General features: G+C 69.2%; 20 protein-coding genes. 11 read left to right on the top strand and 9 right to left on the bottom strand.

Annotated elements, in window-relative coordinates:
- Window position 1: 1 nt before the first annotated feature.
- Window positions 2–937, bottom strand: coding sequence for an aldo/keto reductase (locus tag OCU_RS46665; RefSeq protein WP_014381194.1), 936 nt, complete (start codon window positions 935–937; stop codon window positions 2–4).
- A gap of 85 nt (window positions 938–1,022) precedes the next feature.
- Between OCU_RS46665 and OCU_RS46660 the strand changes: the two genes are divergently transcribed.
- On the top strand, window positions 1,023–1,565 hold the full coding sequence (locus OCU_RS46660; RefSeq protein WP_026071185.1) for a TetR/AcrR family transcriptional regulator: 543 nt from the start codon (window positions 1,023–1,025) through the stop codon (window positions 1,563–1,565).
- A gap of 75 nt (window positions 1,566–1,640) precedes the next feature.
- On the opposite strand, the gene fadD8 is transcribed toward OCU_RS46660, so the two are convergent.
- The 5 genes from fadD8 to OCU_RS51725 all read right to left on the bottom strand — a co-directional run bounded on the left by fadD8 (window position 1,641) and on the right by OCU_RS51725 (window position 6,850).
- Window positions 1,641–3,242 carry a fatty-acid--CoA ligase FadD8 gene (gene fadD8 / locus OCU_RS46655; RefSeq protein WP_009951867.1) on the bottom strand — a complete coding sequence of 534 codons (1,602 nt, stop codon included), beginning with the start codon at window positions 3,240–3,242 and terminating at the stop codon, window positions 1,641–1,643.
- An 88-nt stretch (window positions 3,243–3,330) separates the two neighbouring features.
- Complete coding sequence (locus tag OCU_RS51730) at window positions 3,331–4,110, bottom strand: hypothetical protein (protein WP_225331000.1); 780 nt, start codon at window positions 4,108–4,110, stop codon at window positions 3,331–3,333.
- 169 nt (window positions 4,111–4,279) lie between these two features.
- Window positions 4,280–5,116, bottom strand: coding sequence for a hypothetical protein (locus OCU_RS46645; RefSeq protein WP_014381191.1), 837 nt, complete (start codon window positions 5,114–5,116; stop codon window positions 4,280–4,282).
- A gap of 265 nt (window positions 5,117–5,381) precedes the next feature.
- Window positions 5,382–6,548: a hypothetical protein gene (locus tag OCU_RS50725; RefSeq protein ID WP_014381190.1), complete on the bottom strand. Its 1,167-nt coding sequence runs from the start codon at window positions 6,546–6,548 to the stop codon at window positions 5,382–5,384.
- 2 nt (window positions 6,549–6,550) lie between these two features.
- Window positions 6,551–6,850: a hypothetical protein gene (locus OCU_RS51725; protein WP_225331002.1), complete on the bottom strand. Its 300-nt coding sequence runs from the start codon at window positions 6,848–6,850 to the stop codon at window positions 6,551–6,553.
- Between the two features lie 276 nt (window positions 6,851–7,126).
- Here OCU_RS51725 and OCU_RS46635 point away from each other — a divergent pair, with 276 nt between their 5' ends.
- The 6 genes from OCU_RS46635 (at window position 7,127) to OCU_RS46610 (ending at window position 14,036) form a co-directional block, all read left to right on the top strand.
- Complete coding sequence (locus OCU_RS46635; protein WP_014381188.1) at window positions 7,127–8,731, top strand: amidohydrolase; 1,605 nt, start codon at window positions 7,127–7,129, stop codon at window positions 8,729–8,731.
- Between the two features lie 50 nt (window positions 8,732–8,781).
- Window positions 8,782–9,699 (top strand): o-succinylbenzoate synthase, encoded by a 918-nt coding sequence (locus tag OCU_RS46630; protein WP_373368562.1) that lies wholly within the window; start codon window positions 8,782–8,784, stop codon window positions 9,697–9,699.
- The gene (locus OCU_RS46625; protein ID WP_009951861.1) at window positions 9,696–10,481 is read left to right on the top strand and encodes an alpha/beta fold hydrolase; all 786 of its coding nucleotides are present in this window, start codon (window positions 9,696–9,698) and stop codon (window positions 10,479–10,481) included. Before OCU_RS46630 ends, OCU_RS46625 begins: the two co-directional genes overlap by 4 nt.
- 163 nt (window positions 10,482–10,644) lie before the next feature.
- The gene (gene menD / locus OCU_RS46620) at window positions 10,645–12,294 is read left to right on the top strand and encodes a 2-succinyl-5-enolpyruvyl-6-hydroxy-3-cyclohexene-1-carboxylic-acid synthase (RefSeq protein ID WP_041787108.1); all 1,650 of its coding nucleotides are present in this window, start codon (window positions 10,645–10,647) and stop codon (window positions 12,292–12,294) included.
- Between the two features lie 11 nt (window positions 12,295–12,305).
- Window positions 12,306–12,830 carry a DUF3592 domain-containing protein gene (locus OCU_RS46615; protein ID WP_036389758.1) on the top strand — a complete coding sequence of 175 codons (525 nt, stop codon included), beginning with the start codon at window positions 12,306–12,308 and terminating at the stop codon, window positions 12,828–12,830.
- 51 nt (window positions 12,831–12,881) lie between these two features.
- The gene (locus tag OCU_RS46610) at window positions 12,882–14,036 is read left to right on the top strand and encodes a glycosyltransferase family 4 protein (RefSeq protein WP_009951858.1); all 1,155 of its coding nucleotides are present in this window, start codon (window positions 12,882–12,884) and stop codon (window positions 14,034–14,036) included.
- Between the two features lie 8 nt (window positions 14,037–14,044).
- On the opposite strand, the gene OCU_RS46605 is transcribed toward OCU_RS46610, so the two are convergent.
- Window positions 14,045–14,869: an SDR family oxidoreductase gene (locus OCU_RS46605; RefSeq protein WP_009951857.1), complete on the bottom strand. Its 825-nt coding sequence runs from the start codon at window positions 14,867–14,869 to the stop codon at window positions 14,045–14,047.
- A gap of 55 nt (window positions 14,870–14,924) precedes the next feature.
- On the opposite strand from OCU_RS46605, the gene OCU_RS46600 reads away from it, so the two are divergent.
- Window positions 14,925–15,617, top strand: coding sequence for a demethylmenaquinone methyltransferase (locus tag OCU_RS46600; protein ID WP_009951856.1), 693 nt, complete (start codon window positions 14,925–14,927; stop codon window positions 15,615–15,617).
- 7 nt (window positions 15,618–15,624) lie between these two features.
- Here OCU_RS46600 and OCU_RS46595 read toward each other — a convergent pair whose 3' ends face one another.
- Together OCU_RS46595 and menJ are read right to left on the bottom strand one after the other, a co-directional pair.
- Window positions 15,625–16,038, bottom strand: coding sequence for a DUF732 domain-containing protein (locus tag OCU_RS46595; protein ID WP_008261015.1), 414 nt, complete (start codon window positions 16,036–16,038; stop codon window positions 15,625–15,627).
- Between the two features lie 110 nt (window positions 16,039–16,148).
- Window positions 16,149–17,387 (bottom strand): menaquinone reductase, encoded by a 1,239-nt coding sequence (gene menJ / locus OCU_RS46590; RefSeq protein ID WP_036389760.1) that lies wholly within the window; start codon window positions 17,385–17,387, stop codon window positions 16,149–16,151.
- Window positions 17,388–17,409: 22 nt separating this feature from the next.
- Here menJ and grcC1 point away from each other — a divergent pair, with 22 nt between their 5' ends.
- The 3 genes from grcC1 (at window position 17,410) to OCU_RS46575 (ending at window position 19,729) form a co-directional block, all read left to right on the top strand.
- Window positions 17,410–18,426, top strand: coding sequence for a nonaprenyl/(2E,6E)-farnesyl/geranylgeranyl diphosphat synthase (gene grcC1, locus OCU_RS46585; protein WP_008261013.1), 1,017 nt, complete (start codon window positions 17,410–17,412; stop codon window positions 18,424–18,426).
- Window positions 18,427–18,522: 96 nt separating this feature from the next.
- Entirely contained in the window at window positions 18,523–19,386 is an 864-nt protein-coding gene (gene htpX, locus OCU_RS46580) for a zinc metalloprotease HtpX (protein ID WP_008261012.1), read from the top strand.
- Window positions 19,387–19,468: 82 nt separating this feature from the next.
- Entirely contained in the window at window positions 19,469–19,729 is a 261-nt protein-coding gene (locus OCU_RS46575; RefSeq protein ID WP_008261010.1) for a helix-turn-helix transcriptional regulator, read from the top strand.
- Window positions 19,730–19,735: the final 6 nt, after the last annotated feature.

The following is a 19,735-nucleotide window of genomic DNA, read 5'->3' as shown; positions in this document are numbered from 1 at the left end:
GTCAGCTCCGGGACGCCTCCCGGAAGGGCTCGGCGCCCTGCGCCCAGGGGTCGACGCCGGGCGTGGCGACCGCGTCGAGACGGGCGATCGCCTCGGCGCTCAGCGTGACGTCGGCCGCGGCCATGTTCTCCTCGAGGTGGGCGATCGACCGGGTGCCCGGAATCAGCAACGTGTTCGGCGCATGCGCCAGGATCCAGGCCAACCCGACCCGGGCGCCGGAGACGCCCAGCTCGCCGGCGATGCCGGCCACCACCGGATCGTCGGCGACCTTCGGGAATCCGGGCAAGGCGGAGCCGAGCGGGAAGTACGGCACCCACGCGATGCCCTCGTCGACGCACAGCTCGAGCGCGGCTTCCTGGGAGCGGTCCAGCAGGCTGTAGGCGTTCTGCACACAGGCGATGCCGGCGGGCAGCGCCCGCCGCAGCACGTCGAGCGACACGCTGCTGAGCCCGATCGCGCCGATCTTGCCCTCGTCGCGCAGGGCGATCATCTCGGCCAGCTGGTCGTCGAGCTCGACGATCTGGTCGCCCTCGGCGGCCATGCCGATGCCCGAGTCGAGCCGCCGCAGGTTCACCACCGGGACGCGGTCGAGGCCGAGCTGGCGCAGGTCGTCCTCGACGGCGGCGCGCAGCTCGGAGGGCCGTTGCGCTGGAGCCAGCGGGATGGGTTGCTCGCCGGTGTAGCGGGCGCCGACCTTGCTGACGATGACGAGGTCGTCCGGGTAGGGGGCCAGCGCCGCGCGGATCCGGCGGTTGACCTCGCCGGGGCCGTAGAACGACGCGGTGTCGATGTGGTTGACGCCGAGGTCGATCGCGCGCCGCAGCACCGCGGCCGCGTCCTGCGGGGAGGTCTCGAACAGTTGCATGGCGCCGTAGCCCATGCGGGCGACGGGATGCGATCCGATGGTGCCGATGCCGCCGGGGTTGAGATCGGTCATGGTGCTCCCTTGATCGTGAGACACTGGAAAAATGCGGAGGGTCCTCCGCTTTCGTCAGCGTAGCAGAAACGGAGGTGCCTCCGCTTTGGTGGGAAGGTCGGATGCGCGCCGCAATCGCGAGCGGCTGCTGGAGGCGGCCACCGCGGCGTTCACCGAGCACGGCGCGGCGGCCTCGCTCGAGTCGATCGCCCGCGACGCGGGCGTCGGGATCGGCACGCTGTACCGCCATTTCCCCAACAGGGAGGCCCTCGTCGAGGCCATCTACCGCGCCGAGCTCGCCGAGGTGGCCGCGGCCGCCGAGCAGCTGCTCGGGCGGCATCCGCCCACGACGGCGCTGCGACGCTGGATGGACCGCTACGCGGGCTTCGTGGCCGCCAAGCGCGGCATGGCCGAGTCCCTGCAGGCGATCTTCGATTCTGGCGCAATGGAACCCAGCCAGACCCGCGACAGCATCGTCGGCGCCGTCGAGCTGCTGTTGCGGGCGGGCGCCGACGACGGCAGCCTGCGCGCCGACGTGCGCGCCGACGACGTGGTGTCCAGCCTCATCGGCATCTTTTTGGTCAGCGGTTCATCGGAGCAGACCGGCCGCATGCTCGACCTGCTCGTCGCGGGGGTCTCGGCGACCTGACCGAGCGCCCGGCCAGCCGGGCGCCGCGCCGCCAGCGCCCGGCGGGCCGGGCGCTCGGCGCAACCCGCGCAATGTTCAACCCACCGAGCGCTCGGCGCCCTCCCAGAACTGCGCGCGCACGGCCTTCTTGTCCGGCTTGCCCAGCCCGGTCAACGGCAGCGATTCGGCGATCACCACCCGCTTGGGTGACTGCACCGAGCCCTTGCGGTCCTTGACCGCGGCCTGGATCTCGGCGGTCATCTTCTCGATCGCGGCGTCGTCGCGGGGCGCGTCGGAGCGCAGCACCACCACCGCGGTGACGGCCTCGCCCCACTTCTCGTCCGGCGCGCCGACCACGCATACCTGGGCGATCGCCGGGTGCTCGGCGACGACGTCCTCGACCTCGCGGGGGAAGACGTTGAAGCCACCGGTGACGATCATGTCCTTGACCCGGTCGACGATGAAGTAGAAGCCGTCCTCGTCCTCGCGGGCCATGTCGCCGGTGTGCAACCAGCCGTCTTTGAAAGTCTTCGCCGTCTCGTCGGGCAGGTTCCAGTACCCGCCGGCCAAAAGCGGTCCGCTGACACAGATTTCGCCGGGCTCGCCCTGGGGGACCGGCTTGCCGTCCTCGCCCAGCAGCGCCACCCGCGCGAACAGGGTCGGGCGCCCGCACGAGGTGAGCCGCTTCTCGTCGTGCTCGTTCTTGGCCAGGTAGGTGATGGCCATCGGCGCCTCGGACTGCCCGTAGTTCTGCGCGAAGATCTTGCCGAACCGGCGGATCGCCTCGGCCAGCCGAACCGGGTTGATCGCCGACGCGCCGTAATAGACGGTCTGCAGCGACGACAGGTCGCGGGTGTGCGAATCCGGGTGGTCCATCAGCGCGTACAGCATCGACGGCACCAGGAAGGTGGCCGTGATGCGTTTCTCCTCAATGGTTTTCAGCACATCTGCCGGGTCGAACTTGGGCAGCACGTGCATCTCGCCGCCCTTGATCAGGGTGGGCAGGAAATACGCCGCCCCCGCGTGCGAGAGCGGGGTGATCATCAAGAACCGCGGATCCTCCGGCCACTCCCACTCCGAGAGCTGGATCTGGGTCATCGACGAGATCGACTGCGCGGTGCCCATCACGCCCTTGGGCTTGCCGGTGGTGCCGCCGGTGTAGGTCAGGCCGATGACCTGATCCGGCGGCAGGTCCGCGGCGACCAGCGGCTGCGGATCGTACTTGGCCGCCTCGGCCGCCAGGTCGACCGCGACACCGTTCAACGCCTCGGGCACCGGCCCGATGGTCAGGATCTGCTTGAGCCCCGGCACCTTCTCCAGCAGGGCCAGCGCGCGCTCGACGAACATCGGGTTGGGGTCGATGATCAGCGAGCTGATGCCGGCGTCGTTGAGCACGTACGCGTGGTCGTCCAGCGAGCCCAGCGGGTGCAGGGCGGTGCGCCGGTAGCCGCGGGTCTGGCCGGCGCCGATGATCAGCAGCACCTCGGGGCGGTTGAGCGACAGCAGGCCGACCGCCACACCGGTGCCCGCGCCGAGCGCCTCGAACGCCTGGATGTACTGACTGATCCGCTCGGCCATCTGACCGCCGGTCAGCGTGGTGTCGCCGAGGAACAGCACCGGCTTGTTCTTGTGGCGCTTGAGGGCGCCCACGAGCAGGTGGCCGTTGTGGGTCGGGTTGCGCAGCAGCTCGTCACTCATGTGGCAAGACTAGAACGTGTTGCAATTTGGGTCAGCCGCACCCTCGAAGACCCCGGGACGCGATGACGGGAGTCGAACCGGCCGCGGCTCAGTCCAAGTTCATGTTCTCGTACCTATCAACGACTTCCCCAAGGGACTTGCTTGGATCGGCGCCCCGCTCCAGAGCGTTTTTTGCTGCCTCGAGATCTTCATCTTCCATTGCTAACCACAGGTCAATGTCTGCGTCCTCTACACCGGAAGCCTTGAGTTGACGCAGTCGTTTCCCCGCGGCACCTAGACCTGCTATAGCTTTTTGATCTGAGATAACGCTTTCCAGCGCTACTAGAAGAACGTCGTCCTGCCGTGAATTCGTTAGGGATGACAAGACATTCGGCATATTTTTGATCTCGCGCCGGATCTGTTTGATCGCCTTCTTGTCGAGAGCGCTTAAGGTGCGCTCAAGCTCGAGTGCCAGCATGCCGGCGGTTTGATTGTCTGATGGCTTCGTGACGGTCGTCGTTGCTAGGTTTGTAAGCTGCATGCGCAATACGCGCCATGAGGCTGCCACAGGATCATCCGGTGCACCGGCCGCTCCGACTCTTCCGGCGTAGAGAGAAAGTGCGAGACCACTCGTATTAGTCATAAACGCGCGCACGGTAGCCAGCTCCACGTCGATGGGGATCGGCGTCTTACGCTGCTCGCCCATCGCCATTGCACCTTTGACAGCTATCGACCGTAGAGCCGCGAGCAAGGTGGCGAGGTCCGTCAGCAGGGCTTGGGAAGCTTTGAAGCCGCTCCCGTTAACCTGGTAGCTAGTTCGGGCTGAGCTAACTGCCGACGCAATTGCGATCACGGCAGATGCAATGGAAATAGCTGTGGCGAGCATCATCCCGGCCCCTTCGTAGGCTGAGCTGAATCCAACCACGATATTTCACCCAACAACGACCATTTGTCTCCGGTTTCTAGTCGGCCGACCCAAAAGTAAGGGGATGAGGATTGCCAGTTCCTGTCTCGCATCAGCACAAGAACGGATCCATCGCAATAACGAGGTCCCGGAGCTATGCCGGTGATTGCCAGGGGTAGACCACATCGACATATTCGTCCCGAGACACGACGAGGGTTTTGGTGGGCGTGGACATGTCGACGTAGAAGTGGCCACTGGTTGGACGACCTACGGTGCCCTCGTCGCTGAGAACAGCGAGGTCTGCAATGATCTCGGCCGCCTTTGCTTCGTCAAGCCGCCACACAACGTGGATAGGGCCGAGTTCGATATCGGCAGCGTCGGACTCAATATGGAACTCATGCGTAACTCCGTCATGCTCGAGTCGCGATGCCCCGTGCTGCTTGGCGTCACTGAGTGCGGCTTTGAGTTTGTCGACTCCGCCGCCGTCCAACGTCAATAAAACAGCGTCGTCGCCAAAATAAAATTCGGGAAGAAAGTTGACGCGAATGATGCTCATGGGTCTCCACTTACGGTCGGTATCCGCTGGTTCTGTTGCGATTGGGGTCGTTGACGACGAGCTAGGGGCTGGGCGCCGGCCAGTGGCGTATTTGCCTGTGTTTCGTGGGCTCGGCGCCGGGGCGCGGTCGATGCTGGCTAGCAGAGCGCGGTACAGATCGTCGGTGAGCTTCGCCGCCTCGCCACTTAGCGTGGGTTGCGCGTCGCTGCCGACCATCACCGCCTGCTCGATGAGCGCGCCGCCAGCAGCGGTATTGATCGCGTAGTACGTGTATTGGCTGTGCACCGTGCGCGCGCCGATATGTAGCAGGCCTGATGAACGCATAGCGATCACGCCATACCGCGGCGGCGTATCGATGTGGTGTGTGTGGATGGAATCGGCGCCGCTGTCGCGCAACGTGCGGTCGGCGTTGTCGAATACCAGTTTTTCGGGCACTGTGCCTGACACACGATAGAGATTTAGGACCTCGCAGCCATCCCAGTTGTCGCCACTACCGAGTCGCCTCAGGAGCATCCTCGTCACAGTGGGACCCTCGACCGCCCCAAGGTCCCATCCCTGTGGCACGGTGAGGTCGGGTAGCCACAGCGGCAGGTGTGCTGGGGGAACGAATGTCAGCCCGCCAGTGTGCTCGGCGAGCACTTCCGCAAGTGACGACACCCCGGCGGGGTCGAAGGGCCGGCGCGTCGTATCAGTTCGGTTCTCAGGCAAGAGCCAGCGCCCCCAATATCAGCAGCAGCAGACCCCCGCCGGCGACCACTGCGGTCTCGCCGCCCGCCGTTTGCAGGTCACCCGGGCCCGGTGCGGGCAGGTCAATGTGCGGCATCAAGCCCGGGCCTGGGGGCGGGGAAGGTGCGGGTGGGGGAGTGGGCATGGTCGCACCAGGGAACGGCGCCAGTAGTGGGTTCTGTGGCGGTCCGGGCACCCCCGCCGCCGCAGGGTTTTGAAGCCATGGCGGCAGCCCAGAGATGATCGGCGGAGCGCCACCGATGCGAGGGGGAAGACCATTGATCGGAATATTGTCCCAAGGAGAATTTGGGTTCGAATGGGGGTTGTAGTCCCAGTGCGGATTGTGCCATTTGTCGCCCGGGAAGTAGCGCCATTCTCCACCGTGCTCATCCCACAGACTTTGGCCGCCGACACTTCGTTCGCTGGGGCGGCTGGCCGGCCCTGGCGTCAGGGGACCATCGACCGGTGGATGAACGCCCTCGGGCGGTAACCCTCGGGCGGGAGGACCAGGCGGGGGCGGATCCGATTGGCCGTTGCCACCATCTCGTTTCCACGTGTGGTCGACAGCCTGGATATGGCCGTTGGGTGCCGGTCGAGAGGCGACAGGGGCGGTGCTTTGTGGGAAGGTATCGCGTATTCCGGCTATGGCGGCAGTGATTTTTCCGGCGACTTGTTGATCCAGGCTTACCAGTTGTGCGGCGCGCAGACGAATGTCGCTGGCGAAGGCTTGGGCTGCCGCTTGCCGCGCAGCCCTTTGGGCGACTGATCCGCCGGTCATGCAGTCGGTGACCGAAAGATCTTCGCGGACTCCGAATCCGGCTGTGCGAGCATCCTCGACGGCGTAGTGCACTCGGGAGCGGGCCGCATACAGATCCGATGCTCCATCGCGCGCGACGCGCGCGGCCGCCTGAAGCTGGTCGACTGATGCGTTGGTAGTTCGCAGGTCCGCATGCGTCGCGGAGCGCAGCTTCTCGGCGGCTTCACCGTGCCAATCCACTGCGAGCGCATCTCGCCAGATCTGGTGTGCCACACCATAGCTACGCTCGCCTACGTCCTCCCAGTGAGCGGCCGCATCGGTGAGATGCTCAGTGGGCCAAGCCAACAGCGTCGACAGGCCGGGCACCCCCGCGACCGCTGCCATCGCTACACGCTGGTAACCGGGTGAGCCACCGCTGCGAGTTTGGCGGCCGAATCAGCTTCTGCGGTGAGGTAAGAGGTGTTGCCTTGGGCGACGCCGGTCACGTGTGCGCCCATTTGCGTGGCAAGCCCCGCGGTGAACGCGGTGACATCAATGTGGGCGGCGTTGACTGCGGCCGCGCTGGCCTGACACGGCAACCCCCGCGCCGCGGGAGCTACCGTCGCGTTTAGTCCTTCCACTGAAGAACCCCAGCGGGAGGCCATCGCCTGCAAACCCGCGGTATCAACACGCAACGTCTGCTGCACAGACGAGAGTGTAGGCACGTGCGTCACGCGTCTGCCAGTCACTGCGGCCCGCCCCAGCAACTCGCCTTTCGATAGGGACCCAGAATAGAGATCGGCACACCCTCTATTGGTCAAAGTATTCGCGCATCCTCCGAACTCGGCCGTGAATGTCACAGCCACCGACCAATGCTGTCCATTTTGCGACAACGATTTGGCATCAGCAGGAACAACTCCGTTGCTTACTGCCGCCGGAGAACTCGTGCATAAAATGTCGCCCGGTCACTAGGATCCCTATCCATGGGGCAGGCAGATCTCGTCGTGACCGGAACCATCCTGACCGTCGACGAGGCCCGGCCCACCGCCGAGGCGCTCGCCGTGGCCGACGGCCGGATCGTCGCCGTCGGGACTCGTGCCGAGGTCGCCGACGCCATCGGCCCGGACACCCAGACCGTCGACGTGGGTGACGGCTGCGTCATGCCGGGATTCGTTGAGGCCCATGGCCATCCGCTGATGGAGGCCGTCGCCCTGTCCGACCGCTTCGTCGACATCCGCCCGGTCACCATGCGCAGCGCCGACGACGTCGTCGCCGCGGTGCGTTCCGAGGTCGCGCGGCGCGGATCCGACGGCGCCTACCTCAACGGCTGGGATCCGCTGCTGCAGAACGGACTTCCGGAGCCGACGCTGAACTGGCTCGACGGCATCGCGCCCGACACCCCGCTGGTGATCATGCACAATTCCGGGCACAAGGCGTACTTCAACTCGCGCGCCGCCCAGCTGCACGGCCTGAACCGCGACACCCCCGACCCCAAGGGCGCCAAGTACGGCCGCGATGCCGACGGCGAACTCGACGGCACCGCCGAGGAGACCGGCGCGGTGTTCCCGCTGCTGGGCGGGGTCATCGACTTCGCCGACTACCCGCGGATGCTGCTCGCCGAATGCGCCCGGCTCAACCGCGCCGGGCTGACCACCTGCTCGGAGATGGCCTTCGACCCCGGCTTTCGGCCGCTGGTGGAAGGGCTGCGCTCCCAGCTGACGGTCCGGCTGCGGACCTACGAGATCTCCAACCCGCAGATGTCCACCGACGCCACACCCGGGCAGGGCGACGACATCCTGCGCCAGGTCGGCATCAAGATCTGGGTCGACGGCTCGCCCTGGATCGGCAACATCGACCTCTCGTTCCCGTACCTGGACACCGAGGCCACCCGCATCATCGGCGTCGCGCCCGGGTCCTGCGGCTGCGCCAACTACACGAAAGAGCAGCTGCACGAGATCGTCGGCGCCTACTTCCCGCTCGGTTGGCCGATGGCCTGCCACGTGCAGGGCGACGCCGGCGTCGACACCATCCTCGACGTCTACGAAGAGGTCCTCAGGCGCCACCCGCGCGACGACCACCGGCTGCGGCTCGAACACGTCGGCGCCATCCGGCCCGAGCAGCTGCGTCGCGCCCACGACCTCGGCGTCACCTGCAGCATCTTCGTCGACCAGATCCACTACTGGGGCGACGTCATCGTCGACGGGCTGTTCGGCGAGGAGCGCGGAACCCGTTGGATGCCAGCGGGATCCGCGGTGGCCACCGGGATGCGGATCTCGCTGCACAACGATCCGCCGGTCACGCCCGAGGAGCCGCTGCGCAACATCAGCGTGGCGGTGACCCGCACGGCGCCCAGCGGCCGGGTGCTCGGACCCGAGGAGCGGCTGACGGTCGAGCAGGCGATCCGCGCCCAGACCATCGACGCCGCCTGGCAGCTGTTCTCCGACGACGTGATCGGCTCGCTGGAGGTCGGCAAGTACGCCGATCTCGTGGTGCTCTCGGCAGACCCGCGCACCGTGTCCCCCGAGCGGATCGCCGACCTCGACGTGCGGGCGACCTATCTGGCGGGCCGCCAGGTCTACAGCGCGTGACGCCGCCCCTCGAGGACCTGCTGGACCGCCTGCACGTGGTGGCGCTGCCCATGCGGGTGCGGTTCCGCGGCATCACCACCCGCGAGGTCGCGCTGATCGAGGGCCCGGCAGGCTGGGGGGAGTTCGGGGCTTTCGTCGAATACCAGCCGCCCGAGGCCGCGCACTGGCTGGCCTGCGGCATCGAGGCCGCCTACCGGCAGCCGCCGCCGGTCCGCCGGGACCGCATCCCGATCAACGCCACGGTGCCGGCCGTGCCCGCCGCCCAGGTGGGCGAGGTCCTGGCCCGCTTTCCCGGCGCGGGGACGGCCAAGGTGAAGGTCGCCGAGCCCGGCCAGACGCTGGCCGACGACGTCGCCCGGGTCAATGCGGTGCGCGACCTGGTGCCGACCGTGCGGGTGGACGCCAACGGCGGCTGGAGCATCGAGCAGGCGGTCGAGGCGGCCGCGGCGTTGAGGGCCGACGGCCCGCTGGAGTACCTCGAACAACCCTGCGCGACGGTCGGCGAACTCGCCGAGCTGCGGCGCCGCGTCGACGTGCCGATCGCCGCCGACGAAAGCATCCGCAAGGCCGAGGACCCGCTGGCCGTGGTCCGCGCCGGGGCGGCCGACGTCGCGGTGCTCAAAGTCGCCCCGCTGGGCGGTATTTCGGCCATGCTCGCCATCGCCGACCAGATCGACATCCCCGTCGTGGTCTCCAGCGCGCTGGACTCGGCGGTCGGGATCGGCACCGGGCTGACCGCGGCGGCGGCCCTGCCGTGGCTTCGGCACGCCTGCGGGCTGGGCACCGGCGGGCTGTTCGTGGACGACGTGGCCGAGACCGCCCCACCCGTCGACGGGCACCTGGCCGTGGGGCCGGTGACGCCGGATCCGGCGCGGCTGGCCGCGCTGGCGGCACCACCCGAGCGTCGGCAGTGGTGGATCGACCGGGTCAAGGCGTGCCATCGGTTGCTTGTACCGTCGTCCGGGTGATCAACCTGGCTTACGACGACCGCGGCTCCGGTGAGCCCGTGGTCTTTATCGCCGGCCACGGCGGCGCCGGACGGACCTGGCACCCCTATCAAGTCCCCGCGTTCCTGGCGGCCGGATACCGCGTCATCACCTTCGACAATCGCGGGATCGGCGCCACGGAGAACGCCGACGGCTTCTCGACGCAAACGATGGTCGCCGACACCGTGGCGCTGATCGAGGGGCTGAACGCCGCCCCCGCCCGCATCGTCGGAATGTCGATGGGCGCCTTCATCACCCAGGAACTCATGCTCGCCCGGCCGGATCTGGTCAGCGCGGCGGTCCTGATGGGCACCCGCGGCCGCATGGACCGTGCGCGGCAGTTCTTTCGCGACGCCGAGGCCGAGCTGGCCGACGCCGGCGTCACGCTGCCGGCCGCCTACGAGGCGAAAATCCGCCTGCTGGAAAACTTTTCCCGCAAGACGCTCAACGACGACACCGCGGTCGCCGACTGGATCGCGATGTTTTCCACCTGGCCGGTCAAGCCCACCCCGGGCATGCGCGCCCAACTGGACGTCGCGCCCTACACCAGCCGGTTGTCGGCGTACCGCAGCATCGCGACGCCGGTGCTGGTGATCGGCTTCTCCGACGACGTCCTGACGCCGCCGTATCTGGGCCGGGAGGTCGCCGATGCGCTGCCCAACGGCCGCTACATGCAGATCCCCGACACCGGGCACCTCGGGTTCTTCGAGCGGCCCGACGCCGTCAACGCCGCCATGCTCAAGTTCTTCGCCGAGCCGCGATAGGCGCCCGGCCGAGCCGACGTAGGCGCTCTCGCTGAGCCGAGGTAGGCGCCCTCGCCGAGCCGAGGTAGGCGCCGAGCGTCGACTTGTGGGGCGAAATCGCGGCGATTTGCCCCAACAACTCCACGCTCGACGTGTGCTAAGCGGGCTGTGACACCCTGTAGGAGTGAACCCCTCGACGACCCAGGCTCGCGTGGTCGTTGACGAGCTGATTCGCGGCGGCGTCCGCGACGTGGTGTTGTGCCCGGGTTCGCGGAACGCGCCGCTCGCCTTCGCGCTGCAGGACGCCGACCGGTCGGGCCGGATCCGGCTGCACGTCCGCATCGACGAACGCACCGCCGGCTACCTGGCCATCGGCCTGGCGATCGCAGCCGGCGCGCCGGTGTGCGTCGCCATGACGTCCGGCACGGCCGTGGCCAACCTGGGCCCGGCCGTGGTGGAGGCCAACTACGCGCGGGTGCCGCTGATCGTGCTGTCGGCCAACCGGCCCTACGAGCTCCTGGGCACCGGGGCCAACCAGACCATGGAGCAGCTGGGCTACTTCGGCACCCAGGTTCGGGCCACCATCAGCCTGGGCCTCGCCGAGGACGCCCCCGAGCGGCTGGACGCGCACAACGCCACCTGGCGCTCGGCCACCTGCCGGGTGCTGGCGGCCGCCACCGGATCGCGCACCGCCAACGCGGGACCCGTCCAGTTCGACATCCCGCTGCGCGAACCGCTGGTGCCGGATCCCGAACCCCGCGGCGCGGTGCTCCCGCCGGGCCGCCCGGGCAGCCGGCCGTGGACCTACACCCCGCCGGTCACCTTCGACCAGCCGCTGGAGATCGACCTGACGCCCGACACGGTCGTCATCGCCGGCCACGGCGCCGGCACCCATCCCGCCCTCGCCCAGCTGCCCACCGTGGCCGAACCGACCGCGCCCGCCCCCGAAAACCCGCTGCACCCCCTGGCGCTGCCGTTGCTGCGGCCCAAGCAGGTGATCATGCTCGGCCGCCCGACCCTGCACCGCCCGGTGTCGGCGCTGCTGGCCGACCCCAAGGTGCCGGTGTTCGCGCTGACCACCGGCCCCCGCTGGCCCGACGTCTCGGGAAACTCGCAGGCCACCGGCACGCGGGCGGTCACCACCGGGGCGCCGAACCCGGCGTGGCTGCACCGGTGCGCCGAGACGAACCGGCACGCGAACGACGCGGTGCGGGGCCAGCTCGCGGCGCACCCGCTGACCACCGGTTTGCACGTCGCGGCGGCGGTGGCCGACGCGTTGCGGCCCGGCGACCAGCTGGTGCTCGGGGCGTCCAACCCGGTCCGCGACGCGGCGCTGGTCGGCCTGGACACCCACGGCATCCGGGTGCGCTCCAACCGCGGGGTCGCCGGGATCGACGGCACCGTGTCCACCGCGATCGGGGCGGCACTCGCCCACGAACGCGTGGGCGACCCGGACAACCCGGCGCGGACCGTCGCGCTGATCGGCGATCTGACCTTCGTGCACGACAGCTCCGGGCTGCTGATCGGCCCCACCGAACCCACCCCGCGCCGCTTGACCATCGTGGTCTCCAACGACAACGGCGGCGGCATCTTCGAACTGCTCGAGCAGGGCGACCCCCGGTTCTCCGACGTGTCGTCGCGGATCTTCGGAACCCCGCACGACGTCGACGTGGGGGCGCTGTGCCGCGCGTATCACGTGGAGAGCCGCCAGATCGAGGTCGACGAATTGCACGCCGCCCTCGACGATCCCGGCCCCGGGATGCGGGTGCTGGAAGTCAAGGCGGACCGCTCCTCGTTGCGGCAGCTGCACGCCGCCATCAAGGCGGCGCTGTGAGGCGCGCATAGATGGCGAGATCCCCAAAGGTTCTGCTGCACTTACTGATTCACGGACGCAGCGACGAACCTCCGAAAACGCCTGCCAGGATCGCGTTGCGATGGGCCCGGATCGCGGTGCTGATCGTCGCCGGCCTGGTCACGCTGCAGTCGGTGCTGCTGGTGGCCGGCGCGTGGCGCAACGACCTTGCGATCACCCACAACATGGGCGTCGCGCAGGCGGAGGTGCTCAGCGCCGGGCCGCGCCGCTCCACCATCGAATTCGTCACGCCCGAGCGGGTCACCTACCGCCCCGAACTCGGGGTGCTCTACCCGTCCCACCTGGCCACCGGGATGCGAATCTACGTCGAGTACAACAAGAACGATCCGAACCTGGTCCGCGTGCAGCACCGCAACGCGGGGCTGGCGATCATCCCGGCGGGGTCCATCGCGGTGGTGGCCTGGCTCGGGGCGGCGGCGCTGCTGGTGGCGCTGGCGCTGCTGGACAAGTGGCTGGACCGCCGCGCCGAAACCGCCGAACCTGCAAATTTCGCGTGACGGACGCCCGGAGGCAACCTTGTCGACAGGCGGCGCTGAGACGGTGATGGGGTGCGCGTTGCGATCGTCGCGGAATCTTTCCTGCCGGAAGTCAACGGTGTCAGCAACTCGGTGATCCGGGTGCTCGAGCACCTGCGCCGCACCGGCCACGAGGCCCTCGTCATCGCCCCCGACACGCCACCCGGTGAACCGCCGGCGGAGCGCATTCACGACGGCATCCGCGTGCACCGGGTGCCCGCACGGATGTTCCCGAAGGTGACCACGCTGCCGCTCGGCGTGCCGACGCCCCGGCTGGTGAGCGTCCTGCGCGGATTCGACCCGCACGTCGTGCATCTGGCGTCGCCGGCGCTGCTGGGGTATGGCGGGGTGCGCGCGGCGCGGTGGCTGGGGGTGCCGACGGTCGCGGTGTATCAGACCGACGTCCCGGGTTTCGCGGCCAGCTACGGCATCCCGATGACGGCACGGGCCGCGTGGGCCTGGTTCCGGCACCTGCACGGCCTCGCCGACCGCACGCTGGCGCCGTCCACGGTGACGATGGAAGCGCTTGTCGCCCACCGTTTTCCACGGGTGCACCGGTGGGCGCGCGGCGTCGACGTGCTGCGGTTCGCGCCGTCGGCGCGCGACGAGGGGCTGCGGCGGCGGTGGTCACCGCACGGCAAGCCCATCGTCGGGTTCGTGGGCCGGCTCGCGCCGGAGAAACACGTCGAGCGGCTCGCCGGGCTGGCCGCCGGCGGTGCGGTGCAGCTCGTCATCGTGGGTGACGGCGTCGACCGCGACAAACTGCAATCGGCGATGCCGACAGCGGTTTTCACGGGTGCGCTCTACGGCGACGAGCTCGCCGCGGCGTACGCCAGCATGGACGTGTTCGTGCACCCCGGTGAGCACGAGACGTTTTGTCAGGTCGTGCAGGAAGCGCTGGCGTCGGGGTTGCCGGTCATCGCCCCCGACGCCGGCGGCCCACGCGACCTCGTCACCCCGTGGCGTACCGGTCTGCTGTTGGGAGTCAACGAGTTCGAGGCCCGGCTGCCCGAGGCCGTCGCGCACCTGCTCGCCGAACGGGCGCGCTACGCGCCGGCCGCGCGGCGCAGCGTCGTCGGCCGCAGCTGGTCGGTGATCTGCGACGAGCTGCTCGGCCACTACGAGGCGGTGCTGTCGCCGTTCGAGCGGCGCCGGCTGTCCGCCAGGCGGTACGCGCAGGGGGAGTGACGGCGCGATCAGCCCTGCGCCAGCTCGGCGACGGGCTGCCATTCCTCCCAGGTGCGGAGCCGGTTCTCGTAGTCGGCCTTGGCGGTCTCCAGCGGGGACGAGCCGAAGAAGACTCGCAGCGGCGGCTTTTCGGCGTCGACCACCTTCAGTAGCGCGGCCGCCGAGGCGGACGGGTCGCCCGGGCTGGCCCACCGCCGGCTGCGTTCGGCCTCGACGGCCGCGCGGAGGTCGTCGTAGGCCGGCAGCGGCTCGGCGTGCCTGGCCGAGGCGCCGGCCCAGTCGGTGTCGAAGCCGCCTGGCTCGATCAGCGTGACGTGCACACCGAACGGGGCGACCTCCTGGGCCAGCGCCTGGGAAAAGCCTTCCAGCGCCCATTTCGACGCGTGGTAGATGCCGACCAACGGGAACGCGGTGATGCCCCCGATCGAGGAAACCTGGATGATGTGGCCGCTGCGCTGCTCGCGCAGGTACGGCAGCGCGGCCTGGGTGATCCACAGTGCGCCAAAGACATTGGTCTCGATCTGGTCGCGGGCGTCTCGCTCGGAGAGTTCCTCGACGAACCCGAACTGCCCGTAGCCGGCGTTGTTCACCACGATGTCGAGACGGCCGAAGTGGTCGTGCGCCCGCTTGACGGCCGCGAAGTCCGCGGCGCGGTCGGTCACGTCCAATTGGATCGGCAACAGCGCGTCGCCGTGCTTGCGCACCAGATCGTCCAGCGACGCCGTATCGCGCGCGGTGGCGGCGACCCTGTCGCCCCGCTCGAGCGCCGCGCTCGCCCACGCCCGTCCGAAACCGCGCGATGTACCGGTGATGAACCACACTTTGTCAGTCACGCAGAGTTGCAACGCTGCTGTCGCCGCGGAATTCCCTGGGGGTACCGTCCGTGTGGTGAGCCGCGCCGAGTTGGACAAGGATCCCCGCGACGTCGCGTCGATGTTCGACGGCGTCGCCCGGCGCTATGACCTGACCAACACCGTGCTCTCGATGGGCCAGGACCGCCACTGGCGCAAGGCCACCCGGGCGGCGCTGGAGATCGGGCCGGGCCAGCGGGTGCTGGACCTCGCCGCGGGCACCGCGGTATCGACCGTCGAGCTGAAGAAATCCGGGGCGTGGTGTGTGGCCGCCGATTTCTCGGTGGGCATGCTGGCGGCGGGGGCGGCGCGCCACGTGCCGAAGGTCGCCGGCGACGCAACCAGGCTGCCGTTCGCCGACGACGTATTCGATGCCGTCACAATCAGTTTCGGGCTACGCAACGTCGTCGACACCCAGGCCGCGCTGCGCGAGATGGCGCGCGTCACCCGCCCGGGCGGCCGATTGGTGGTGTGCGAGTTCTCCACCCCCACCAACGGCCTGTTCGCCACCGTCTACAAGGAGTACCTGATGCGCGCGCTGCCGCGGGTGGCGCGCGCGGTGTCCAGCAACCCCGAGGCCTACGTGTACCTGGCGGAGTCGATCCGGGCGTGGCGCGATCAGGAGGGGTTGGCGCAGCAGCTCACCCAGGCCGGCTGGGTGGGAGTGCGGTGGCGCAACCTGACGGGTGGCATCGTCGCCCTACACGCCGGGCACCTGCCCCCGCGCTGAGACGGAGTTAGTGGTTGCCGGCCGCTTGGACGACGTCGATGTGCTCCGGGCAGTAGTGGTCGACCGCCGCGCCCAGGAACTGCAGCGACTGGCCCTCGGTGGTGCCGCGCGGCAGGTTGCGCTGGATGAACGTCGCGGACTGGTGGGCGTCGTGGTCGACGCCGTGGTCGATCCGGTCGCAGGTGATCTTGCCCAGCCAGGCCAGTTGGTCCTGCGGCTGGTAGATGCCGAACCCGTTGACCGTGTTCTTGAACGGCGCGTCGTAGTCGCTGGGGGGCGACGGCGTCCGCGGGGTCGGGTACGGCGCCGTCGGCGGCGGGTCCGCCTGGGCGGGCGCGGAGAGCGGCGCCGGCGCGGCCAGCGCGAAAGCAGCAACAGCAGCGGCAGCGGCACCGATAGTAGCCAGCATCGTTCCCTTCATTAGCTGGACTATACACGCCCGGTTCCGGCCGCGCCGACAAACGGCGGGCGCCGATCGTGCGTCCCGGCAGGGCGGCCGCGCCCTCCGACCAGCGGCGATGCGGCCGCGGCTCAGCTGAACGGGGTGCGGCGGTCGATCAGCCGGGACAGCCGGCCACCGCCCCGCCAGGCCCGCGCCACCCAGTCCGCGTCCTCGTCGGTGACCAGGTTGGCCATCACCCGCACGGCGATGGTCATCAGCGTCGTCGAGCGCATCGCGATCGGCCCGGTCGCGGGCAGGAATCGCTGAAAGGTCAGTAGCAGCGCCAGCCGGCGCGCCACCGAGAAGCCGCGACCGTAGTGCGCCCGCAGCAGCGACGGCCACGCCTGCGACAGGTCGCGGCCGTCCAGCAACTCGGCGGCCAGCCGGCCCGTCTCCAGCCCGTAGTCGATGCCTTCGCCGTTGAGCGGGTTCACGCACGCCGCGGCGTCGCCGATCAGCATCCAGTTGGGCCCGGCGACCCCGGACACCGCGCCGCCCATCGGCAGCAGCGCCGACGACACCGCCCGGGGCGGGCCGACAAAGCCCCACTCGTCGCGGCGCAGGTCGGTGTAGTGGTCGATCAGCGGCCGCAGCGCCAGATCGGCGGGTCGTTTCGACGTCGACAGCGCCCCGACGCCGATGTTCACCTCGCCGTTGCCGAGCGGAAAAATCCAGCCGTAGCCGGGCAGCACTGTGTCCTTGGAGCCGTCGGGTCCGCGCAGCTCGAGATGCGAGGTCAGCCAGGGGTCGTCGGCGCGCGGCGTGCTGAGGTACCCGCGGGCCGCCACGCCGTACACCGTCTCCTGGTGCCAGCGCCGGCCCAGCTTGCGCCCCAGCGACGAACGGGCGCCGTCGGCCACGATCAACTGCCGGCACCCGACTTCGGTGCCGTCGGCCAAGGTCAACGATGTCACCCGTCCCGATGAGTCATGTTGCACGCCAACGACTTTGGTGCCCAGCAGCATCCGCGCCCCGGAATCCTCGGCGACTTTGCGGATCCGGTCGTCCAGCTCGACGCGGGCCACCGCGCTGCCGGTCGACGGGAAGGACGGGCCGGGCCAGTCCACCTCCACCTCGCCGCCGAACCCGCTCATCCGCAGCCCGCGGTGCCGGATGCGGGTGTCCAGCCAGTCCCCGAGCCCCAGGCGTTCGCACTCGGCGACCGCGCGCGGGGTCAGCCCGTCACCGCAGGCCTTGTCGCGGGGGAAGCTCGCCGAATCGATGACCAGGACCTCGCGGCCCGCGCGTGCGGCCCACGCCGCCGCCGCCGAACCGGCGGGTCCGGCGCCCACGACCACCACGTGGGCTCGGGTCGCTCCCGTGTTCATGCACACCAGTATGTTTGGTCCCGTGAATACTCCGGCGACGGTGGTGGCGGGCGTTGATCTCGGCGACGCGGCCTTCGCGGCGACGGTGCGCGACGGTGTCGGGCGGATCGAGCAGCTCATGGACACCGAACTGCGCAGCGCCGACGAGATCATGACCGAGTCGCTGACCCACCTGTTCAAGGCCGGCGGCAAGCGGTTCCGGCCGCTGTTCACCGTGCTGTCGGCACAGCTGGGGCCCAATCCCGACGCCGCGGACGTGACGATCGCCGGCGCCGTGATCGAGCTGGTGCACCTGGCCACGCTGTATCACGACGACGTGATGGACGAGGCCGAGGTACGCCGCGGCACGCCCACCGCCAACGTGCGCTGGGGCAACAACGTCGCGATCCTGGCTGGGGACTATCTGTTCGCCACCGCCTCGCGGCTGGTGTCCCGGCTGGGGCCCGAGGCGGTGCGGCTGATCGCCGAGACGTTCGCCCAGCTGGTGACCGGGCAGATGCGCGAGACCCGCGGCCTGACGGGGGCGGCCGAGGGGGCGGACCCGATCGAGCACTACCTGAAGGTGGTCTACGAGAAGACCGCGTGCCTGATCGCCGCGGCGGGCCGCTTCGGCGCGATGTTCTCGGGCGCCGACGCCGACCAGGTGGAGCGGCTGAGCCGCCTCGGCGGCATCGTGGGCACCGCCTTCCAGATCTCCGACGACATCATCGACATCGACAGCGACTCCCGCGAGTCCGGCAAGCTGCCCGGCACCGACGTGCGCGAGGGCGTGCACACCTTGCCGATGGTCTACGCGCTGCGCGAACCCGGTCCCGACGCGGCGCGGCTGCGCGAGCTGCTGGTCGGGCCCATCGACGACGACGAGACGGTGGCCGAGGCGCTGGCGCTGCTGCGGGCGTCGGAGGGCATGGCCAAGGCCAAGCGGTCGCTGCAGGATTATGCGGCGCAGGCACACCAGGAGCTGGCGCTGCTGCCCGACGTGCCCGGCCGGCACGCGCTGCAGACGCTGGTCGACTACACCATCAGCCGGCACGGCTAGCGCGTCACGGAACTCCTTCGGCCGTCTCGGGCGTTCAATAGTCGACAATGATCGAGTGTTCCGGAGTGTGCTCCGGAATGTCCTAGGAGGACACCGATGACCTGGCATCCGCATGCCAACAGGTTCAAGACGTTTGCCCTCTTGGTCGGCATGTCCGCGTTGATCGTGTTTGTGGGCTCGCTGTTCGGCAAGACCGCGATGTTTCTCGCGGTGCTGTTCGCCATCGGCATGAACGTCTACACCTACTACAACAGCGACAAGCTGGCGCTGCGGGCGATGCATGCGCAGCCGGTCTCCGAGCTCCAGGCGCCGGCGATGTACCGGATCGTCCGGGAGCTGGCCACCGCCGCGCACCAGCCGATGCCCCGGCTGTACATCAGCGACACCAACGCGCCCAACGCGTTCGCGACCGGCCGCAATCCGCGCAACGCCGCGGTGTGTTGCACCACCGGCATTTTGGGCATCCTCACCGAACGCGAGCTGCGCGCCGTGCTGGGACACGAGCTGTCGCATGTCTACAACCGCGACATCCTGATCTCCTGCATCGCCGGTGCGATGGCGTCGGTGATCACCGCGTTGGCCAACATGGCGATGTTCGCCGGCATGTTCGGCGGCAACAGCCGCGACGGCGAGAATCCCTTTGCGCTGCTGCTGGTTTCGTTGCTCGGCCCGATCGCGGCGACGGTCGTGCGCCTCGCGGTGTCCCGGTCGCGGGAATACCAGGCGGACGAATCGGGCGCGGTGTTGACCGGGGACCCGCTGGCCCTGGCGTCGGCCCTGCGCAAGATCTCCGGTGGGGTCCAGGCGGCCCCGCTCCCGCCCGAGCCCCAGCTGGCCAGCCAGGCACACCTGATGATCGCCAGCCCATTTCGAGCCGGCGAGCGGATCGGGTCGCTCTTCTCGACGCACCCGCCGATCGAGGACCGCATCCGCCGCCTCGAGCAGATGGCCGGGCGGTAGGAAACGGCGGTAAAACGCCGCGTGCACACCGGCCGAACCGCACGTAACATCGGAGTTAGCTGTAGTCCTAGGCTTTCCATTGATGGAAGCGGTGATGGCGATGTCGCACTCTGACTCGATCGATATTCACGAAGCCGGGCTGGCGCTGAATCTGCCCGATTTGGTCTTCGAGACCCGTGCCGGTGCCGGGATGAACCAGGAACAACTGGCGCACGCACTGGGCACCACCCGCGAGGCCGTGGCCGCGTGGGAGAGCGGGGACGAGGTGCCGCGCGTCGACGTGCTGCAGCGCCTGGCGCAGGTGTGCGGCAAGCGGCTGCACATCAGGATCGACGTCGACTGAGCGCGC

This window comes from Mycobacterium intracellulare ATCC 13950 (assembly GCF_000277125.1).
In the GTDB taxonomy this organism is placed as follows: domain Bacteria; phylum Actinomycetota; class Actinomycetes; order Mycobacteriales; family Mycobacteriaceae; genus Mycobacterium; species Mycobacterium intracellulare.
Note: the sequence above shows the minus strand (reverse complement) of the source record. Positions and strands in the feature narration are given on the sequence as shown.